Source organism: Heyndrickxia vini (genome assembly GCF_016772275.1).
In the GTDB taxonomy this organism is placed as follows: Bacteria; Bacillota; Bacilli; order Bacillales; family Bacillaceae_C; genus Heyndrickxia; species Heyndrickxia vini.
In genome coordinates this window covers 2,374,489-2,394,732 of record NZ_CP065425.1, presented here as the reverse complement: position 1 = coordinate 2,394,732, position 20,244 = coordinate 2,374,489, and the positions used below count along the sequence as shown (strand labels likewise).

Here is a 20,244-nt window from a genome sequence, read left to right as displayed (position 1 = left end):
AGGAACGGTTCATTCTCAAAAACAACAAACTTTACGAAAACAGCCATAAATATAGAATTTGAAGAGTCGTGCAGGAGGCAACGCAAATGACAAAGCTTTGGGGCGGACGTTTTACAAAAGAAACAAATGAATTAGTAGAAAGGTTTACAGCTTCTATAACATTTGATCAGAAGCTGGCATTAGAAGATATAGAGGGCAGCTTAGCACATGTACAAATGCTGGGTGAATGTGGAATTATCCCATTGGACGATGTTGAAATAATTAAACAAGGCTTACAATCCATTGAACAGAAAATTATGAAAGAAGAAGTTCAATTTTCTATAGAAGATGAAGATATTCACATGAATATTGAAAGATTGTTAATTGAAGAAGTTGGTCCAGTAGGTGGGAAATTACATACTGGAAGAAGCAGAAATGATCAAGTTGCAACAGATATGCATCTCTATTTACGAAAACAAACGAGCGAATTAATTGAGCAAGTTAAACAGGTTCAAAATGCCTTGTTACTACAAGCGAAGGAAAATATCGAAACGATTATGCCGGGCTATACACATTTGCAAAGGGCACAACCAATCCTATTTTCCCATCATTTACTTGCCTACTTTTGGATGTTTGAAAGAGATAAAGAAAGATTGGTCGATAGTTTGAAACGTATCAATTGGTCACCGCTTGGTGCAGGAGCTTTAGCAGGGACGACTTTTCCAATTGATCGTAACCGCAGTGCAGAATTATTAGGGTTCGCTACCGTTTATCCTAATAGTTTAGATGCTGTTAGCGATCGAGATTTTATATTAGAGTTTTTATCCATTGCATCGATTATGATGACCCATATTTCTCGTATTTCCGAAGAATTAGTCATATGGTCAAGCCAAGAATATCAATTTGTTGAACTAGATGATTCATTTTGCACGGGATCTAGCATTATGCCGCAAAAGAAAAATCCAGATGTACCGGAATTATTGCGTGGTAAAACAGGTAGAGTATATGGTAATTTAATCGGTTTATTAACCGTATTAAAAGGATTACCATTAGCCTACAATAAAGATATGCAGGAAGATAAGGAAGGAATGCTCGATACCGTCGAAACATTAAATGGTTCACTACGTTTGCTTGCACCAATGATTAAGACGATGACTGTCAATAAAGAACAAATGTATGCAGCTGTAACAAATGATTATTCAAATGCAACAGATATTGCAGATTATCTTGTCACGAAAGGTCTTCCTTTCCGTCAAGCACATGAAATTATCGGAAAAATTGTCTTATATGCTATCCAACATAAAAAGTACTTACTAGACTTATCACTTGTAGAATATCAATCTTTCCATCCGTTATTTGAAGAAGATATTTTTGTCGTCTTACAACCAAAGCATGTTGTTGAAGCAAGAAATAGTTTTGGTGGAACATCATCCGAACAAGTACAGCAACAAATTGTATTGGCAGAAGGTAAACTAAGTTAATAGTACCAACTTATAAGTTTCATTCATCTGAGATGGATGAAACTTTTTTATATTCGGGAAGATAAAAGTGCAAAAAGGGGAATCAAGTGCCCGCAAGGATCGTATACGGGAAGAAAAAATTACAAAAATGGTGATCATGTGCACGAATAACATTGGACAAAAAAGAATCTAACAATATTGATATGTTCCCCTATAGAGGGAAGACTAGTGTGTTTTCTTTTTTCTATTCATTTTAATAGGTTATTAGTAATTTGCTTGACTTTTCTTATTTAAATATTAATTGGTAAAAGGGTAAGAAAAAAATATGTCGAATATTTAAAATAGCTAAGGAAAGCTAGCATTAATATAGAAATAAAGTAAGAAAAGAGGCATATACATGGACAAAATAAAAAGACTATCAATTCCAAATAAAGTAAGAATCATTGTTATCTCGGATATTCATGGTGAATTAGACCTTTTCACAAAACTTTTAGAAAAAGTAAATTTTTGTAATGATGACTACTTAATCATAAATGGTGATTTATGTGAAAAAGGGAGCAATAGTAAGGGTGTGTTGCAATATGTTATGGAACTTTCAAACAATCATCCTAATGTATTTGTAAATGAAGGTAATTGCGAGGCATTAATAGATGAGCTATTAAATGAGAATCCACAAATAATCAATTATTTACGAAATAGGAAACATACATTATTTAATGAATGGCTTTCACAGCTAGAATATTCAATTAATGAAAACACAACAATCCAAGAGGTAAAAGGTTTATTAACTAAGAATTTTTCAAACGAAATTCAATGGTTAACCAATCTAACTACAGCTATTGAGACAGATAAGTATATATTTGTACATGCGGGGCTAGAAGACCTTCAAAATTGGGAAGATACCAATCGTGAGACTGCCATCTCTATTCCGTCGTTCTTACATAAATCACATTGTTCAAATAAATATGTTGTTGTGGGTCATTGGCCAGTTGCTAATTATTCATTAGAAACAACAAATAATAATCCAATTATTGATCATACGAAAAAAATTATAGCAATTGATGGTGGAAACATGGTGAGGGAAGCAGGACAATTAAACGCATTAATTATTAATCAATCATTAGATGAAGATACCTTTTCATATATATATACAGATCAATTTCCAACTTATAAAGTGGTAGAAGACTTTATAGCAGATCCAAAAATGAGTGGCATTATAACTTACCCGCATTATAAAATTGCTCCACTTGAAGATGGGGATCATTTTACATTATGTAAACAAGTGGATACCAAACGGAAACTTTATGTGAAAAATGAATATATTTATCAAAACGATTTAGGTGAATTTTTTGCCAAAACCGATGTTTCTTGTTCACAAATAAATTTAAGAAAAGGAGATCACATATCCGTCATTGATGATAGTTGCAGTGGTTATAATTTGATAATGAAAGAGAGAAAAGTCGGTTGGGTTGCTAAAGAAAATAATATACTTGATGAAAGTGAAATGATATGACTGTTCGAGTAAATTTAGACACGGAGTTTATCCTTAATATAATGGATATGTAAAATGGATTCCAATTTTAAATTGGAATCCATTTTTATTTAAGATTTTAGTATATCTTTATTTTGTTTAAATTGTCCTTCCCATTTCGAGATAACAATCGCACCTAGTGAATTTCCAACAACGTTTACGACAGTTCTAGCCATATCAAGAATTCGATCGATACCAGCAATAAATGCTAAGCCCTCAATAGGAATTCCAACAGTTCCTAAAGTAGCAAGAAGAACAACAAAGGATACACCTGGTACTCCAGCGATTCCTTTTGATGTTACCATTAAAACTAGGACAAGTGATAATTGTTGCGTAAACGAAAGATGAATTCCATACATTTGAGCAATAAAGATGGCTGCTAATGCTTGATATAATGTAGAACCATCAAGGTTAAAGGAATATCCAGTAGGAATAACAAATGAAGTGATCGATTTTGGACAACCGAATTTCTCCATTTTTTCCATGATCTTCGGCAGAACAGCCTCTGAACTTGCTGTTGAATATCCTAAAATTAACTCATCTTTAAGCAGTCGCAGTAAATGAAAGATATTCACACCGACTAACTTGGCGATTCCACCTAATACAATGAGGATAAAGCCTATCATCGTTAAATAAACAGTAATAACAAGTTTTCCTAGTGGAATTAATGATTCTAATCCGAAAGTGGAAACGGTAACACCAATAAGTGCAAATACTCCAAACGGTGCAAATTTCATGACTAAATTTGTAACATAGAACATTGTTTCTGCTGTTCCTTGGAAAAAGGCGAGAACTGGTTTTCCTTTTTCACCAATTGCTGCAACACCTAATCCAAATAGAACAGAGAAGAAGATGATGGCAAGCATATCGCCGTTTATAAATGCTTCAAATATATTTTTTGGAACAATATTGACGATCGTATCAGCAAATCCATGACTTTCTACATTTTTTGCTGTGTCAACATAAGAACCAATGTCTACCTTGTGGATTGAATGCATATTAATGCCTTTACCAGGCTGGAATACATTCGCAACAAGAAGCCCAACTAAAATAGCAATAGTTGTGACGATTTCAAAATAAAGAATCGTTTTACCACCAAGTTTACCGAGGTTTTTTCCATTTCCTACACTAGAAACACCTACAATAATACTTGAAATAACAATTGGAATAACAATCATTTTAATTAGTCGTAAGAAAATATCCCCAATCGGTTGTAAATACTTTCCGATTCCTGGATTACCATAAAAAATAGCCCCAATAATAATCCCGAGGACTAGTCCAATAAGTATCTGCCAAGCTAATCCAATTTTTTTCATATATACCCCCCAATTAATACAAAAACGAAATTATTTATTATTAAAATATAATATAAAAAGTAAAAATAAACAATTGAAAACCTTTTAATAACAAAAATAAATAAAATTCACTCTATATTTAATTATTTTAAAATAGAAAAATGCAGAATTGTTATTAAATTTCTATTACTTCTGTTTACGAAGGTAATTGAATTATCTAAAATAAATATGAAAATTTTGAAGTGAGGGAACATAAGGAAAAGGTAATTGAAGTAAAAGATTTAGATAAGAGTGGAATAAAAAAAGGTATTGGAGTCAACGTCCAGTACCTTTTTTGTTTGAAGTACGAATCATAACAATCATAAATAGGATGTTAGGAAGGATTGAAGTAAGGGTTGTTATCGCAGTTGCCTCGTTGTTATTGGTAAAAAATAATGATGGAAGCTGACCCACAGCCGAATTGTTAGAAGCAATAAATAGACTTATAAAAATATTATTTGCTGCATGTGCCCCAATTGTAGCTTCTAAACTATTGGTTCTAATGGTAACATAAGTCCAAATAACACCGATAGCTATGTAGTCAACACCAATCCAGAACGCACCATTTTCCATTTCCGGATTACTAAAATGCAAAATACCAAATATCCCACCAATCATTAAACTTAACAGGATTGGATTTTTTGTGATTTTAGCAAAAAATTGTAGTAAAAATCCTCTAAAAAGTAATTCCTCAGCAGTTGTTTGAATAGGGAACGTAATTAGTGAAATCATAATTAAAAATAGAAAGTTAGAAAATTGGAAGCCCTGAAAATAGTAGTCACTTGGATTTATTATGAGATCAATTATTAATTGTAAAGCGAATAAACTAAAGGCAACGGAAAATCCATATATGATTTGATTCCAACGAATTGTACGGTAAGGAGTGATAAAAGTTTTCAACGATCGTCTAAGTAAAACGCGTGCAGCTACCCATAAGCCTACAATCCAAAAAATCGTCATAGCATTATTGGCGAAAAGGTCTATTAATGGATTGGAAAATACTACCTCATCGAAATCTACCATTTCTTCAGCATGCCTGCTAGTAAAATATAATGCCGCAAAATAGCAAAGGGTCCCAATGATAATAAAAATTAAAATAATCAGTATAGAGACTATATATCTCCACGTTTGATTTAACCCCTTTTTGGGATTTAAAAAACTTTTCATAGATTGAACCTCTAGTCTTAGAATTATTGAAAAATTAAATATAATTAATAATATTAACAATAATAATAAAAAAGAAGTGAAAAAACTAGAGAATTATTGTTTTACTTTCAATTCTATGTTATTCTTATTATGCGATGAGCTATTTGCGTAAGTCGAAAACCGAGCGTTTGCTAAACGTATGAATGTGGTCATACGGGTTATTCGCCGCAAAACTTTTTTGAAAAGACGCCTACGGATTTAGGCGTCTTTTTCCAATTATACATAATAAATTAACCGTTCATTTCTGACCAATCAGCGTAAAGTCCGCTTCCATTACAACTAGGACATTCATAGGCAACTGCATAAGCGCTCAAAGGAAGAGTGAACCCTCTACCACGACAATCAGGACATTTCCCTAAATCATGCATTTTCTCTACGTGTCTGTCATATCTTTCTGTTTTCCAATTTGACAATGTATTAAATATTCCCACTCTAATCACCTCTTTTTTAGTATGAGGTAAAATGGAAAATTTATAACAATTAAGAAAAACTTATGAAATAATATTAATAAATTGTAATTTTCCTTATTAATTATTTCGGTTATCTTAACATAGAACAAAGAAACGAGGGATGGGAATGGATATAAAAAAGAATGTTCAAAAGCAATTTGGAAGAAGTGCAAATTCCTATGTAACAAGTGAAATCCATCAAAAAGGAAAAGATCTTCAAAAGCTTATAGAAATTGCAAATCTTACTGGTAATGAAGACGTACTTGACATTGCTACCGGAGGGGGTCATACAGCGAATGCTTTTGCCCATTATGTAAAACATGTAACTGCAGTTGATTTAACAGCTGAGATGATAAAAGCAGCAAAAGGATTTATTGAAGACAATGGTCGTACAAATGTTTCTTTTATTCAGGGTGATGCAGAGAAACTTCCATTTGATCATGAGTGTTTTGATATTGTAACATGCAGAATTGCTCCGCATCATTTTCCGAATATAAATAAATTTATCGAAAGTGTTCACAAAGTGTTAAAGCCAGGTGGAATGTTTTTACTAGATGATAATGTTTCTCCGGAGAATGATGATCAAGATCAATTTTATAATAAAATTGAGGAAAAACGAGATTACAGTCATTATCGTGCTTGGAAAAAAACCGAATGGATTCGCATGTTGGAGGAAAAAGGGTTTAATATAGAGGAAATGTACCGCTTTGAAAAAACGTTTCAATTTGATTCATGGTGTAATCGAATGAATTTAAACGCGGAGGAGAAAAATGAATTAACAGAATTCATGCTTCATGCCTCTTCAGATATAAAGAAAAAGTTCCAAATTGAAGTGATTGAAAACTCAATCATTTCTTTTAAAGGGGAAGCAATTATCCTAAAAGCTCATAAAATTTAATTGAAAGCCAGATGTCAGTGAAATTGGCATCTGGCTTAACTTTATTTATTCTCTTTGTTCTTTTCTATATCAGGTGCAATTTCTTTTGATGCTTCAGTTTGATAATGATTTGAGTAGTAATAACGATGCTTTGGTAAAAAATCCTCCGACTCATTCTCAAACGTATAAGACGAAACGTATTTATGAAAGACAATCTCAACAAGAGCAATGGCGGCGGCTGATATAAGCGATATGATGAAAAGCGGTGTACGATTTTCAAATGTTAGTGCTGCGGAAAGAAACCAGATAACAATTAATGAAAGACCAAAATCGGCAATGGTTGCGACAGTATTGTTCGTTCTTGAAAGGATTCCGATATCACCGACTAGGTAAGAAACGACTGATAAAACAAGTGAAATAAAAAACACATTCGTAAAAGACATACCGAAAATAACATTAAGGATTACGAATAAAACCACGATTGTTGCAACAAATTTAATAGCCATTGCTTTAATATGCTTCAAAATTATTTCACCTCACAACTTTACTGTCCTATTATTTTTAAAATATTTTAAAAAACTATTCCTAAATAAAAATGGTAAATCGCAATACGTAATGTGTTATTATATTGTAAGAATTGTGTAGAAAACGGTTTCAAAACTTTATTATGAGGTAAGTATTAATGATTCTTGTTATTGATAATTATGATTCTTTTACATATAACTTAGTTCAATATTGTAAGCAAATTGGAGAAGAAGTAACGGTTGTAAGAAATGATCAAATTTCTATTGATGAAATTGAGCAGATGAATCCAGATTTTCTTTTACTATCACCCGGACCGGGCAATCCAAGTCAAGCAGGAATTTGTAAAGAGGCAGTGAAACATTTCTTTGCGAAAATCCCAATATTAGGGGTTTGTTTAGGACATCAGATTATTGCAGAAAGCTTTGTAGGAAAAGTAATTAAAGCAAGTGAGCCAATGCATGGTAAAACTTCATTAATTAACCATGATGGTGAAGGCTTATACAGTGGCATGAAAAAATCGATTTACGTCACTAGATATCATTCATTAATTGTTGAGGAACAATCACTACCGGATTGTCTGAAGATTACGTCTAAAAGTATTAATGGTGAGATTATGGGTGTACGTCATAAGGAGTATAGGATTGAAGGTGTACAATTTCATCCGGAGTCAATATTAACAGAAAGTGGATTGCAAATGATCGAAAACTTTTATCAGTATTCATTAAACGGGAAGGTATGTGAAAAATAAATGGAACTTCCAAACAATCATCCTTTTTTGCTCTTTGAATTCGCAGAGCAAAATGGAATAAAAACACCAATTTGTTTTACCGACCCAATAAAAATTATTACAACGATGAAAGTGGAAGAAGTCGTCTCTTGCTTGTTACAAGTAGAGGAGGAAATTTCTATTGGCCATTATGCAGCAGGATTTTTGTCGTATGAAGCCGCTCCAGCATTTGATCATTCTTTTCAAGTACATACAGGTGGTAAAATGCCATTATTATGGTTTGGAATTTTTAAAGAGCCAAATCCGTTTGAGCCTAAGGAAAACGGGAATTTTTCGATATCTAAGTGGTCACCTGCAATAAATGGAGAACAATATCATCAAGGAATTGCTAAGATTAAAGAAGTAATTAAAAATGGAGATACCTATCAAATAAACTACACGACTCGACTTCATGCAGATTTTCACGGTGATGATTTTGCCTATTACAAAAAACTTGCTTCGGCTCAGGATTCTGATTACTGTGCATACTTAAATATTGGGGATTATCAAATTTTATCAGCCTCTCCTGAATTATTCTTTCGTTGGGATGGAGAAAAGATTATTACAAGGCCGATGAAAGGTACGATAAATAGAGGAATGACTTTTGAAGAAGATGGAGAAAACGCTAAATGGCTGTATCATTCTGAAAAAAATCGCGCCGAAAATGTTATGATTGTTGATTTACTAAGAAATGATTTAGGTGCAATTGCCATACCAGGAACAGTCAATGTGGACGAGTTATTCAGTATTGAAAAATACCCTACAGTTTGGCAAATGACATCTACCATTTCCGCAAATACCGAAAAAGAAGTTGGTATTGTTGATATTTTTAAAGCATTATTTCCTTGTGGTTCGATTACCGGAGCTCCTAAAATTAGTACAATGAAATTCATTGCAAACTTAGAAGATTCACCTCGGGACGTGTATTGTGGGGCTGTCGGCTATATAAGTCCACAAAAAGATGCTGTTTTTAATGTGCCAATCCGTACTGTTTTGATCAATAGGAAGACTCATCAAGCAGTATATGGGGTTGGAGGGGGAATTACTTGGGATTCAACAACAAAGGATGAATATGAAGAAATCGTAATGAAAGCTGCATTGTTAACAAGGGATAATCCGTTATTCGATCTTTTAGAAAGCTTAAAACTAGAAAATGGTACGTATTTTTTATTTAATCTTCACATGCATCGTTTAAAGAAAACGGCACAATACTTTAATTTCAATATATCCGTGGATGACATTATGAATGGATTGAGTGATTTTGCCAAAAAAAATGAAAATCAGTGTTTAAAGGTTCGTTTACTTGTTTCCAAAAACGGTAAATATAACATTGTTGGCGAACCCATTGTCCCATTTGAACATTCATTAAAGGTGAAGTTAGGTACAGAACCTATCAATATGAATAACCCTTTTCTGTATCATAAAACAACGAATCGACAAGTATACCAGTCATATAAATTAAGCCATCCTGATGTTTTTGACATATTATTATGGAATCAAAAAGGAGAGATAACGGAGTTTACAAATGGAAATATTGTTGTTGAAAAAGATGGAAAACTCTATACTCCACCTATACACTCTGGATTGTTAGCAGGTACATTTAGAGAGCAATTGCTTAAGACTAATATAATTCAAGAAAAAATTGTAACCATTCAAGAAATAAAAACATTTACAAAAATATGGTTTATAAATAGTGTTCGTGGATGGGTAAAAGTACAATTTGTAGGTTGAAATAATAATGTTATGTCAACTAGAGTTCGCCCACATAATTTTTTTGAACTGTGGTCAAACTATAGAAAAAGATAAGAGGTATGTTTAATGGACTATTTAAATAGAGAGATTCTAATCGATCAAATGAATGCACAATTAAAAATGTTAATGGACCAATATCAACTTGAGGATATTGGTATTTATGAAGAAGAAGGTGCAGGGGAAGATTATTATCTCGGCTATACTGTAAGAAAAAATGGCGAGGTTTTTATGATAAATATGCCATATATGAAGGATGCATTCGGTAATCTCGGGTTGAAAAATAGAGACTGGACGATTCAGTCGGACGACGGCGAAAAAAAGGGATTTCATAACTTAGATGAGGTATTCGAGCATATAGAAAACAGTTTTCATTAAAAAAGTGATCGTAAATTTAAGGTAATAAGGAGAAAGCAAAATGGCTTGTGATACAGAATGTTTGAAAAAATTTTATATCGATCAACTATTATCAATTGGAATATACAAAACGATGAATAAACAATTATATGAATTAACATTAGAGGATTTAGAAGAGATTTATAATGAATCACAATTGAATAGTTTAGGTTGAAATAAAAAAGACTTTTTTCTAAAAGAATGTAGCTAAAAACGAATAGCAGAGTGGATTGGAGCGGAAGGAGCTTGACTCCAGCGGGACATAGAGGAAAGGTCGAGACCCCACAGGCGCGAAAAGCGCCGAGGAGGCTCGACTTCCTCCCCGTGGAAAGCAAGCTCCTGAAGCGGAAAGGAACGATCCATTTAAACAATAAAAAAGACTGTTTCAAAAAGATTCTAGTAAAAATGTTTAGAATCATTACTTTTGAAACGGTCATTTTTTGTTTATACTAATATTAAAATGGTTCTGAATAATTATTTAATTTACAAGGAAGGAGGATTTTAATGAAATCTCTTATAAAAAAGTTAGAAGAGGTTTGTACAAACCATCCCTTTTCAGAAAAGATTTTAGTAGTTGACCATTACCGAACAGGAAAACAAATTTTGCATACGTTCATACATGCAGGTCATAGTGCCATCAATATGAAGATAATGACGGTAATGGACGTTGCTGAATCAATTATTAGCCATTCTGAAAAACTAACAAAGGGTAGAATCACCTCCTCAATTGGATCAATATTAATGATGGAGATCTTAAAAAATTTAAAAAATAGCCATCAGCTTACATATTTCAATGAGTTAGAAGCTTCACCAGACTTATGTCATTCGATTTACGATGCGATTAAAATGCTAAGAATAACAGGTTTAACTAGCACTAATTTCCCTGTTCAAAGTTTGCGAACGTTGGAAAAAGAAAAGGATATTAAACTAATTTTATTTGAGTATGAAAGGATGTTAGAAAAGTATCAGCTGCAAGACAATTTTCACATTTTAAAAAAAGCGATTGAGGTAAATGAAGGAGAATGGATTCGTGAACGAGTTTTTATTTTTCAACCGAATTTAGCATTTTTAGCTATGGAAGAACAGCTAATAAGTATGTTAATGCAAGGGAAAACGTATCTTCTTCCAATTGCTCCTGTAATAGGGGTGGAATCTCCGATTCGATTTCCATTTATTCGTGATGCCGTCGGTGAACCGACAGAATTGAGTTATTTATATGCAGATGAACCGATCATAAAAGCAACAACTTCCATTGAACTTAATGCATGTAACACAGAAGAAAATGAAGTAAAAGAAGTACTTCGACGAATTAAACTTAGTGACAGTCCGTTTGACACATGTTCCATTTTCTATAGCAGCAAAGATCCTTATCAAATCATATTATATCAATTAGCAGAAACCCTTCGTCTTCCCGTTACTTTCGGGCAAGGAATTCCCATTAAAATGACTAAGCCCGGAAAACTAGTTTCTGAAATTGTAACTTGGTATAAAAATCGATATAAAGTTCATTCTTTCTTGCCTTTGCTGCAGGAAAATATTCTTGATTTAGGAGAAAATGCTCCAAGTTATTCATCGATTATTGACATGCTAATAAATGCTAATATTGGATGGGGGAAAACAAGATATGTACTACAACTTCAGAAAAAAATAGATCTTTTGAAAGAAAGAATAGTAAAAGAAAGAAATCAAGAAGTTATCCAAAAATCATTGGATGAATATTTGTGGTTACAAGCATGGTTTAACCGTCTTTTTCAATTTTTGCCTAAAGGTGAAGATCATTTGAGGGCAATGTTAGAAATGGTGGGTTATTTACTAAAACATTTTGCTAAAATCCAAACCCCTTCCGATGAACTGGCCAAAAATAAATTACTGGAAAAAATTGATTTAGTCTTACCCTATACTACTACAGTAGAACTCCCTAGAAACGACACTCTCCTTTATGTAGAAAATCTTTTATTAAATATGAATATAGGTGCTTCAAGTCCAAAACCGGGTTCGATTCACATTACTTCCTATCAAAATGGGTTATTTATTAATCGACCGAATCAGTTTTTTATCGGATTCGATCATCAACGCTTTCCCGGTAAGTTAAAAGAAGATCCTATATTACTTGACGATGAACGTGAAAACTTACATCCCAATCTTCCATTATTAACAGAAAAAGCAAAGGAAAATTTGTATATTCTTTTACAAACACTAGCTTGTTCCAGTGGAAAGTCCACAATAAGCTATTCAACTTTTGATCAACGTGAGAATCGAACCAATCTTCCATCTTTCTTCTTTTTGAAATGTTATCGCTACCAAACAGGGGATAAAGAGGCAAACTTTGACATGATTTTAAAAGAATATAAACATCATTCAATGCCAAACCACTTTATTAATCGATTAGATTGGTGGCAAAACATACTTCAGCATCCAATAGAGAATGTATTATTAAAGACTATCATACAAGAACAATACAATCATTTGATACAAGCGATGCTGGCCAGAAGTAAAAGGGCTAGTCAGCTATTCACTGAATATGATGGCAAGTTAAAAATTGAAGAACACATGCTTGATCCGAGGAAAAATAAAATGATCCCGATGTCCAGCGGACGATTCGAGAAGCTAGCAACTTGCCCTTATAAGTATTTTCTTGAAGAAGTATTAACCATTCAATCTCTCGAGCCATTCCAATTTGACGATAAAGTATGGCTGGATGCAAAATCACGGGGAATAGTTCTTCATGAAATATTCGAACGGTTTTATAAAGTCATTTCAAATACCGATGAAAAATTATCTTTTGTACAACATGAACAAGTACTCTTGGATATTTTATATAAACGAATCGATAAGTGGAAGGAACAATTGCTCCCACCTAGTAAACTGGTTTTTGAACAAGAAGTAAATGAATTGATAGAAACATGTCAAATCTTTTTAAAAAGTGAAGCTGAGCACGAAGAGAAGGGTACGCCAAGTTATTTTGAGTACTCCTTTGGAATCGGTGACGAATATCCTGCAGTTATTTCATTACCGGACGGAGATACCTTCCATTTATCAGGAAAAATAGATCGTGTGGACAAGTATGAGGATTCAACCTATACAATCATCGATTATAAAACCGGAAAAGCGGGATCCTACCATGTGAAAAATTATTATGATGAAGGAAGGCAATTACAACATTTTCTTTATGCGAAGGCGTTAGAAAATAAGTTGAATTTAAGCGAAGGGCAAGTCAAAAACAGTACGTATTTGTTTCCAACAACGAAAGGAGCGGGTGAGAGACGTGTTCGTCTACAAGATGTCAATACTCGAGTAAATGGAATAGATATCATCATACGATTATTGGATCTTTTAAAATTTGGCCATTTCCCGATGACAGAGGATATAAAAAAGGACTGTTTATATTGTGAATATAAGCATGTTTGTAAAAGAAGTTCTTATCCGGATGACGTTTTTAAAATGAAAGGTGAGGATCCCGATGCGATTGGAGTAAACCGTTGGAAGGGGGTGCGTGCATATGAGTAAATTAATAGTCGATCAACATGACCGCCACAAAATTGAACAATGTCTGATGAGCACCTTTCTTGTCGAAGCGGGAGCTGGATCTGGAAAAACAACAAGTCTTGTGAACCGAATGGTCAATCTTATTAGGACGGGAACCTATCAAATGAAGGAACTTGCTGCTATAACATTTACAAAAAAAGCCGCTGAGGAATTAACAACGCGATTTCAAATCAAGCTCGAAGAAGCCTGGAAAAAGGAAGAAAACGATAACAATAGGAAGTGTTTGGATCAAGCATTAAAGAATTTTGATCAATGCTTTTTAGGGACTGTTCATTCATTTTGTGCACAATTGCTGAGAGAACGTCCAATTGAGGCGGGGTTAGATCTGTCGTTTCGTGAAATCGAAGAATCAGATGACAATGAGTTAGCTTTACTTGCCTGGAATACGTATGTTGAACAGCTACAGATGAATGATCCAAAATATTATAATCAAGTAATTCAATTAGGCGTGCCGATAACAGATTTACAAACAAGCTTTCTACAGATGAAATCGTTTCCTGATGTGGACTGGGTGTTTGAAACAAAACAAGAACCTGAGCTAAACGAGATTTTTCAGTTATTCGTTCAGCTCATTCTTGAGGCAAAACATGCGATTCCAACGCAACCTATAGATGGAAAATACGACGGATTACAGGAAATTATTTTGCAGGCATACCGAAAGATAACATTTGGAAACCTGACGAGAAACGCCCAAAAAATTGAGATATTCGAGCTATTTAATAAAAAACTAACGATAGTCCAAAAATTATGGACGTCTAAAGAAGATGCAAAATACTATTTAGGTAAAGTTTCAGATTTCTTCGAATCAACTATTCAACCTATTTTATTGGCTTGGTATGAATACGTGCATGGTGTCATTATTCCATTAATGAAAAATGTAATGAATCAATATGAATTCATTAAACGGCAGGGTTCATATGTAAACTTTCACGATTTATTAATGAAAACGGCAAAACTGTTGAAGGAAAAAAGCGAGGTTCGAAAATATTTTCAAAATAAATATCGATGTTTATTAATTGATGAATTTCAGGATACGGATCCGATCCAAGCGGAAATTATGTTTTATTTAACATCAGATAACCTATATGAGCAAGATTGGACGAAATGTAAACCTAGAAGTGGTTCATTATTTATTGTTGGTGATCCTAAGCAAGCCATCTATCGTTTTCGCCGTGCTGATATTAATATTTATAACAAAGTAAAGGAGCTCATTCTTTTACATGGTGGTGAAGTGCTTGAGTTAACAATGAATTTTCGAACATTGGATATCGTTACACAAAAGCTGAATGAGGTGTTTAAACGAAAACTTCCTACGGTTGAATCGGATTATCAAGCTGCCTTTAAGCCGCTTCATTCTTATTTTGTAGATAAGGACTCTCCGTTTTCAGGAGTCCATCAATTAGTCACCCCAGAAAATTATTCGAAAAAAGAAGCGATTATTCAATTTGATTCTGAGCAAATTGCATTAACAATAAGAAATATGATTCAACAGGGTTTTCACCCAAATGAGTTCATGGTTTTAACACGTTATAACGAAGATTTAGATATATACTTTCAAGCATTATTGAATAAAGATATACCTGCAGTTATAAGTGGCGAAATAACACTTGGAAAAATGGTCGAATTTGAGGATCTTTATCATTTATGTGAATTTATTCTAGAACCAGGTAATCCAGTCCAGTTACTATCTATACTGAGAGGGTGCTTTTTTGGTATTAGTGATCAACAGTTGTTCGATTGGAAACAGGCAGGTGGAATGTTTAGCATCTATTCTCACATTCCTACGAAAATAGATAAACAGACAAAGCAGAGCATGAGTAGTATTTTCAATAGATTAAGAAGTTACGTCGAGTGGAAAAGTGTGCTTTCACCAGGTGCACTTTTCGAAAAAATTGTTGACGATATTGGATTTTTTCCATTGCTTCATTTAAGCGGATATGGAAATAAAGAAGCTCAATATGTATCACAAATCCTTGATAGAATACGACCATTGACTACTTTTAAAGAAGCGGTAAGCCAATTGAAAAATGATATCTTTTCTAGCATTCAAATGGGGAATGTTGAGGGAACGGATCATGCGGTTCGGGTAATGAATGTTCATAAATCAAAAGGATTAGAAGCAAGAGTTGTTTTTCTCGCTAATCCGTTTAAAAAAGTAGATATGTCAAAACGCATAACCTACCATATTAAACGTTCGGATTCTGGAATGAAAGGGTATTTTATTTTAACAAAAAGGAATGGATTTAGTAACAAGCTAGTAGCTCAACCGGCGTTGTGGGAAGAATTTCAAGCAATTGAAAATAAGTATTTAACTGAAGAAGAAACAAGAATTGTATATGTTGCAGCTACACGTGCAGAACACACCTTATTCATTAGCACATGTCAAAAAAATAATAAGAAAAACCCATGGCAAGAACTTGTTGATATTATTAAGCCAACTGTCATGGAGAGTGTAGTAAAGAAGAAAAATGAGGAAATAGATTATAAGTTAAATCAAGAAATCGCTAGTAATGTTGAAATTAAATTAGAAAATGAAATGTGGGTAACGAAACTTTCGAATGACTCTTTTAATGTATATAGCCCAACTAATGATAAACATGATTATTACAGATTAACGATCGAACGCGAAGAAGGTGGAGGACTTGCATGGGGGACAATGATTCATGTTGTGTTCGAAAGGTTTGTTAAAGGTAAAGGAATAAATGTGGAACATCAACTAGATGTTATTTTAAAGGAACATGGCATACCTATTGATAGATGTGAAGAGGTTCTTTCACTCGTTCATCAATTTAAACAATCAGATATTTGGCGTCAGCTTAAACAATCAGAACAAATTTTGACGGAAGTACCTTTTATGTTAAAGATTGAAGCAGAAGATCCTTTATATCAAATTATTGGGGTAAAGGAAAAGGGTAAACAGCCTTTTATTGTTAAAGGTGTGATCGATTTAGCCTATCAGTATAATGAAAATTGGATTATTGTAGATTACAAGACCGATCGACCAAAAGAAAAACGAGAACTCTCATCATTAGCAGCTTATTATCAGCATCAAATAACATTTTATAAAGCTGCTTGGGAACGAATAACAGGTAGTAAGGTAGAATATTCGTTGCTTTATTTTGTTGCATTTGATGAAATATATGAGATTTAAAACAATTCACAGCATCGTAAATCCCGCGGTGCTGTGAATTCGTATTCATTCATATTTCTTGAATAGTAAAGCTGAATTGTGACCGCCAAATCCAAACGAATTGGATAACCCAATGGTTAATTTTTTTGTTCGTCCATGATTAGGCACATAATCTAAATCACAAATATCATCGGCCTTTGATAAATTAATAGTAGGAGGGATGAAATTTTCTTGAATACTTTTTATTAAAGCGATTGCCTCAACTCCACCCGCTGCTCCAAGCATATGGCCAAGCATCGATTTGTTTGCCGTAACTGGAATATGATAGGCTTGATCTTGAAATAGTTTCTTTATGGCTAATGTTTCAGAGCGATCACCAACCACTGTACTTGTTGCATGGGCACTAATAATATCAATATCATTTGGGTCTATATTTGCATCTTGCAAAGCCTTTTTCATTGCTTGAAAAGCACCATCTCCATCTGGATGGGTTGCGACCATATGGTAGGCATCAGAACTTGCTCCATACCCAATGATTTCTCCGTAAATAGTGCTCCCTCTTTTTGTCGCGTGTTCTAACGATTCAAGAACGATTATTCCAGCTCCTTCACTCATAACAAATCCATCTCTATTTTCATCAAAAGGACGACTAGCTGTTAAGGGATTTTCATTCGTCGATAAGGCAGTAGCATTGCCGAAACTAGCTAGCGATAATTTGGTTATTGCTGCCTCTGTTCCACCAGCAAACATGATTTCTACTTCATCATCTCTAATCATTTTATACGCTTCACCAATGGAAGTATTCCCAATTGAACATGCTGTAACAGGCGACATCGATGGACCACGAGCTCCAAATGCAATGCTAATTTGAGCAGCTGCCGCATTGGAAATCATCATTGGCACTAAACTGGGACTCACTCTTCTTGCTCCACGTTCATTAAGCGTATTCACATTGTCAATAAATGTCTGTATCCCACCTATGCCTGATCCAACATAAACACCGAGTCTTTCTTTATTAATCTCTTCTAATTTTAATTGGGAGTCTTGTAAAGCTTGTTCGGCAGCGGCTAATGCGAATTGGCAAAATCGATCCATTTTTCTCGCTTCTTTTCTTCCCCACAAAGAATCCGCATCAAAATCTTTAACGACTCCGGCTATTTTTGTTTTTAAATCTGATACATCAAAACTATCAATTAATGAGATTCCTGATTGACCATTTTTTAAATTTGTCCAAAATTCATCCACTTTCGATCCAATTGATGAAATCACACCTAATCCTGTAATTACTACTCTTTTATTCACTTTTCTTCCTCCAGTCATTCGTTTGCTTTTATTTTACTCTCTTGTTATCCTATTACAAGTTGTAGTTTATCCTAGTATAACTACTACTATAGTAAGGAGGGATTTAATTTGAATTCCGAAAAACGGCTACAAGAAATGTCTGATTTTTTAAAAGCTAAACGTTCAAAAATTCATCCGCAAATGGTTGGTCTGCCAACTGGAACACGGAGAAGAACACCAGGGTTAAGAAGAGAGGAAGTTGCACAGTTGGCAGGTGTAAGTACCACCTGGTATACATGGCTAGAACAAGGCAGAGATATTAATGTGTCGACATCTGTATTGGACTCCGTATCCAAAGCTTTGCAACTAAACATGGATGAGAGAAAATATTTATATGCCTTAGCAACAGGGGAAGGAACAAAACCAGAACTTATGATGGAAAATGAACCAAAAATTAGTCCATCCTTAAATAAAATATTGCAAGAGTTAAAGGTCTGTCCTACCATTATTTCAGATCGTAGGTGTAATATCGTTGGGTGGAACGAGGCGGCTGCTAATGTGTTTCTTAATTTTGCAGAGATTGATTACGATAAGCGAAATTTAATTTATTTATTATTTGCTCGAAAGGAATTAAAGAGTCTAGCCGTTAATTGGGAGCATTTTGTAAATGGATATTTAGCTATTTTTCGCACCTATTATGGTCAATATGTTGCTGACCCTTGGTATGACCAATTTATAGATAAAATGGAAAAAGAGTATTCCGAATTTCACGATATGTGGAATCAAAGTGAAGTAAGCTCCGCCCCAGAGGTTATAATTGAATTTCGCCATGCAAAAGCTGGAAAAATGCTTTTTCATTTAACGTCACTTCAAATTCAAGGAACAAATGAATTAAGATGCAGTATTTATACTCCTTCCGAGGAATCTACAACAGAGTATAAATTAAAGAAATTGATGGAAAATACGTAAACAATTTGTTGCCAATTAATAACCCATCATTCAGACGTTTATAATTTAACTTTTAATAAAAAATAACAATAAAATAAATGATTGCTAGAGGTGATAAGTATGCAATGTCGTTCCGCAGATGAATTGCAATTATTAGTTGATGAAGCAAAAAAATCTTCAAATAATGGGAAGGTTGCTGACTATATTCCAGCTTTACAAAAAGCAAATAAAGATACTTTATCAATATCTTTATTTTATCCAGACGGAAATTGTTTCTCAGCAGGAGATATTAAAGAAAATCTAACCCTTCAGAGTATATCTAAAGTAATAACTCTCGCTATCGCATTAAGTGATAGAGGGGAAGAGTATGTTTTTAATCGTGTTGGTCAAGAACCTACAGGTGATCCGTTTAATTCGATAGCAAAATTAGAAACGAATAAGCCATCAAAACCATTAAATCCAATGATCAATGCGGGAGCATTAGCCGTAACACATATGATTAAAGGAAGTAGTGTAAATGAGCGATTTGAAAGGATATTAAAGCTAATCCAAAAGCTTTCAGGTAATGAATCGATTAGTTATAATAAAGAGGTAGCACAATCAGAATTCAAAACGGCAGATTTAAATCGATCATTATGCTATTTTTTAAAACAACATGGAGTTATTGATGAAGATGTGGAACAGTTAATTGATTTATATACGAGACAGTGTGCAATTGAATTGAATTGTTTGGACTTGTCACGCATTGGCTGTGTGTTAGCAATGGATGGAAAAGATCCGTATACTGAAAAACAGCTAATTCCTCGCTCAGTTGCAAGGATTTGTAAGACGTTTATGGTCACATGTGGGATGTATAATGCTTCTGGTGAATTTGCAATCAAGGTAGGCATACCGGCAAAAAGTGGTGTATCTGGAGGTATATTAGGTGCGGTACCAGGAAGATTTGGCATTGGTATTTATGGACCAGCACTTGATGAGAAAGGTAATAGCATAGCAGGAATGAAGCTTTTGAAACTACTGTCTGAAAAATATTCGTTAAGTATGTTTTAAATGTCACTAGATATGCA

General features: G+C 33.8%; 15 protein-coding genes. 11 read left to right on the top strand and 4 right to left on the bottom strand.

Annotation, left to right across the window (positions count from 1 at the left end; all coding sequences use genetic code 11):
- Positions 1-86 precede the first annotated feature (86 nt).
- Positions 87-1,460, top strand: a complete 1,374-nt coding sequence (gene argH, locus I5776_RS11975; protein ID WP_202776641.1) for an argininosuccinate lyase — start codon at positions 87-89, stop codon at positions 1,458-1,460.
- Positions 1,461-1,836: 376 nt separating this feature from the next.
- Positions 1,837-2,952, top strand: coding sequence for a metallophosphoesterase (locus I5776_RS11970; RefSeq protein ID WP_202776640.1), 1,116 nt, complete (start codon positions 1,837-1,839; stop codon positions 2,950-2,952).
- Positions 2,953-3,041: 89 nt separating this feature from the next.
- Here the strand turns inward: I5776_RS11970 and I5776_RS11965 are convergent, their stop codons facing one another.
- Together I5776_RS11965 and I5776_RS11960 are read right to left on the bottom strand one after the other, a co-directional pair.
- Positions 3,042-4,286: a cation:dicarboxylate symporter family transporter gene (locus tag I5776_RS11965; protein ID WP_202776639.1), complete on the bottom strand. Its 1,245-nt coding sequence runs from the start codon at positions 4,284-4,286 to the stop codon at positions 3,042-3,044.
- A 294-nt stretch (positions 4,287-4,580) separates the two neighbouring features.
- Complete coding sequence (locus I5776_RS11960) at positions 4,581-5,471, bottom strand: CPBP family intramembrane glutamic endopeptidase (RefSeq protein ID WP_202776638.1); 891 nt, start codon at positions 5,469-5,471, stop codon at positions 4,581-4,583.
- A 615-nt stretch (positions 5,472-6,086) separates the two neighbouring features.
- Between I5776_RS11960 and I5776_RS11955 the strand changes: the two genes are divergently transcribed.
- Entirely contained in the window at positions 6,087-6,857 is a 771-nt protein-coding gene (locus I5776_RS11955) for a class I SAM-dependent methyltransferase (protein ID WP_202776637.1), read from the top strand.
- Positions 6,858-6,898: 41 nt separating this feature from the next.
- Here the strand turns inward: I5776_RS11955 and I5776_RS11950 are convergent, their stop codons facing one another.
- The gene (locus I5776_RS11950) at positions 6,899-7,360 is read right to left on the bottom strand and encodes a YndM family protein (protein WP_202776636.1); all 462 of its coding nucleotides are present in this window, start codon (positions 7,358-7,360) and stop codon (positions 6,899-6,901) included.
- 158 nt (positions 7,361-7,518) lie between these two features.
- Here I5776_RS11950 and I5776_RS11945 point away from each other — a divergent pair, with 158 nt between their 5' ends.
- The 6 genes from I5776_RS11945 (at position 7,519) to I5776_RS11920 (ending at position 16,969) form a co-directional block, all read left to right on the top strand.
- Positions 7,519-8,109 carry an anthranilate synthase component II gene (locus tag I5776_RS11945; RefSeq protein ID WP_202776635.1) on the top strand — a complete coding sequence of 197 codons (591 nt, stop codon included), beginning with the start codon at positions 7,519-7,521 and terminating at the stop codon, positions 8,107-8,109.
- Positions 8,110-9,858, top strand: coding sequence for an aminodeoxychorismate synthase component I (gene pabB, locus I5776_RS11940; protein WP_202776634.1), 1,749 nt, complete (start codon positions 8,110-8,112; stop codon positions 9,856-9,858).
- Positions 9,859-9,945: 87 nt separating this feature from the next.
- Positions 9,946-10,254 (top strand): DUF5634 family protein, encoded by a 309-nt coding sequence (locus I5776_RS11935; RefSeq protein ID WP_202776633.1) that lies wholly within the window; start codon positions 9,946-9,948, stop codon positions 10,252-10,254.
- Between the two features lie 40 nt (positions 10,255-10,294).
- Complete coding sequence (locus I5776_RS11930; protein WP_202776632.1) at positions 10,295-10,447, top strand: Fur-regulated basic protein FbpA; 153 nt, start codon at positions 10,295-10,297, stop codon at positions 10,445-10,447.
- 329 nt (positions 10,448-10,776) lie between these two features.
- On the top strand, positions 10,777-13,779 hold the full coding sequence (locus I5776_RS11925) for a PD-(D/E)XK nuclease family protein (RefSeq protein WP_202776631.1): 3,003 nt from the start codon (positions 10,777-10,779) through the stop codon (positions 13,777-13,779).
- A complete protein-coding gene (locus I5776_RS11920) occupies positions 13,772-16,969 on the top strand; it encodes a UvrD-helicase domain-containing protein (RefSeq protein WP_202776630.1) in 3,198 nt (1,065 codons plus the stop codon). Before I5776_RS11925 ends, I5776_RS11920 begins: the two co-directional genes overlap by 8 nt.
- A gap of 45 nt (positions 16,970-17,014) precedes the next feature.
- Here I5776_RS11920 and fabF read toward each other — a convergent pair whose 3' ends face one another.
- Complete coding sequence (gene fabF / locus I5776_RS11915; protein WP_246483778.1) at positions 17,015-18,250, bottom strand: beta-ketoacyl-ACP synthase II; 1,236 nt, start codon at positions 18,248-18,250, stop codon at positions 17,015-17,017.
- 108 nt (positions 18,251-18,358) lie between these two features.
- Between fabF and I5776_RS11910 the strand changes: the two genes are divergently transcribed.
- On the top strand, positions 18,359-19,198 hold the full coding sequence (locus I5776_RS11910; RefSeq protein ID WP_202776628.1) for a helix-turn-helix transcriptional regulator: 840 nt from the start codon (positions 18,359-18,361) through the stop codon (positions 19,196-19,198).
- 99 nt (positions 19,199-19,297) lie between these two features.
- Positions 19,298-20,227, top strand: coding sequence for a glutaminase A (gene glsA / locus I5776_RS11905; RefSeq protein ID WP_202776627.1), 930 nt, complete (start codon positions 19,298-19,300; stop codon positions 20,225-20,227).
- Positions 20,228-20,244 lie beyond the last annotated feature (17 nt).

Excerpts from the sequence above, each read along its gene's own strand:
- argH (WP_202776641.1), top strand. The coding sequence starts at position 87 with ATGACAAAGCTTTGGGGCGGACGTTTTACAAAAGAAACAAATGAATTA.
- glsA (WP_202776627.1), top strand. The coding sequence starts at position 19,298 with ATGCAATGTCGTTCCGCAGATGAATTGCAATTATTAGTTGATGAAGCA.
- I5776_RS11970 (WP_202776640.1), top strand. The coding sequence starts at position 1,837 with ATGGACAAAATAAAAAGACTATCAATTCCAAATAAAGTAAGAATCATT.
- I5776_RS11960 (WP_202776638.1), bottom strand. The coding sequence starts at position 5,471 with ATGAAAAGTTTTTTAAATCCCAAAAAGGGGTTAAATCAAACGTGGAGA.
- I5776_RS11920 (WP_202776630.1), top strand. The coding sequence starts at position 13,772 with ATGAGTAAATTAATAGTCGATCAACATGACCGCCACAAAATTGAACAA.
- pabB (WP_202776634.1), top strand. The coding sequence starts at position 8,110 with ATGGAACTTCCAAACAATCATCCTTTTTTGCTCTTTGAATTCGCAGAG.
- I5776_RS11930 (WP_202776632.1), top strand. The coding sequence starts at position 10,295 with ATGGCTTGTGATACAGAATGTTTGAAAAAATTTTATATCGATCAACTA.
- I5776_RS11945 (WP_202776635.1), top strand. The coding sequence starts at position 7,519 with ATGATTCTTGTTATTGATAATTATGATTCTTTTACATATAACTTAGTT.
- I5776_RS11965 (WP_202776639.1), bottom strand. The coding sequence starts at position 4,286 with ATGAAAAAAATTGGATTAGCTTGGCAGATACTTATTGGACTAGTCCTC.
- I5776_RS11955 (WP_202776637.1), top strand. The coding sequence starts at position 6,087 with ATGGATATAAAAAAGAATGTTCAAAAGCAATTTGGAAGAAGTGCAAAT.
- I5776_RS11925 (WP_202776631.1), top strand. The coding sequence starts at position 10,777 with ATGAAATCTCTTATAAAAAAGTTAGAAGAGGTTTGTACAAACCATCCC.
- I5776_RS11935 (WP_202776633.1), top strand. The coding sequence starts at position 9,946 with ATGGACTATTTAAATAGAGAGATTCTAATCGATCAAATGAATGCACAA.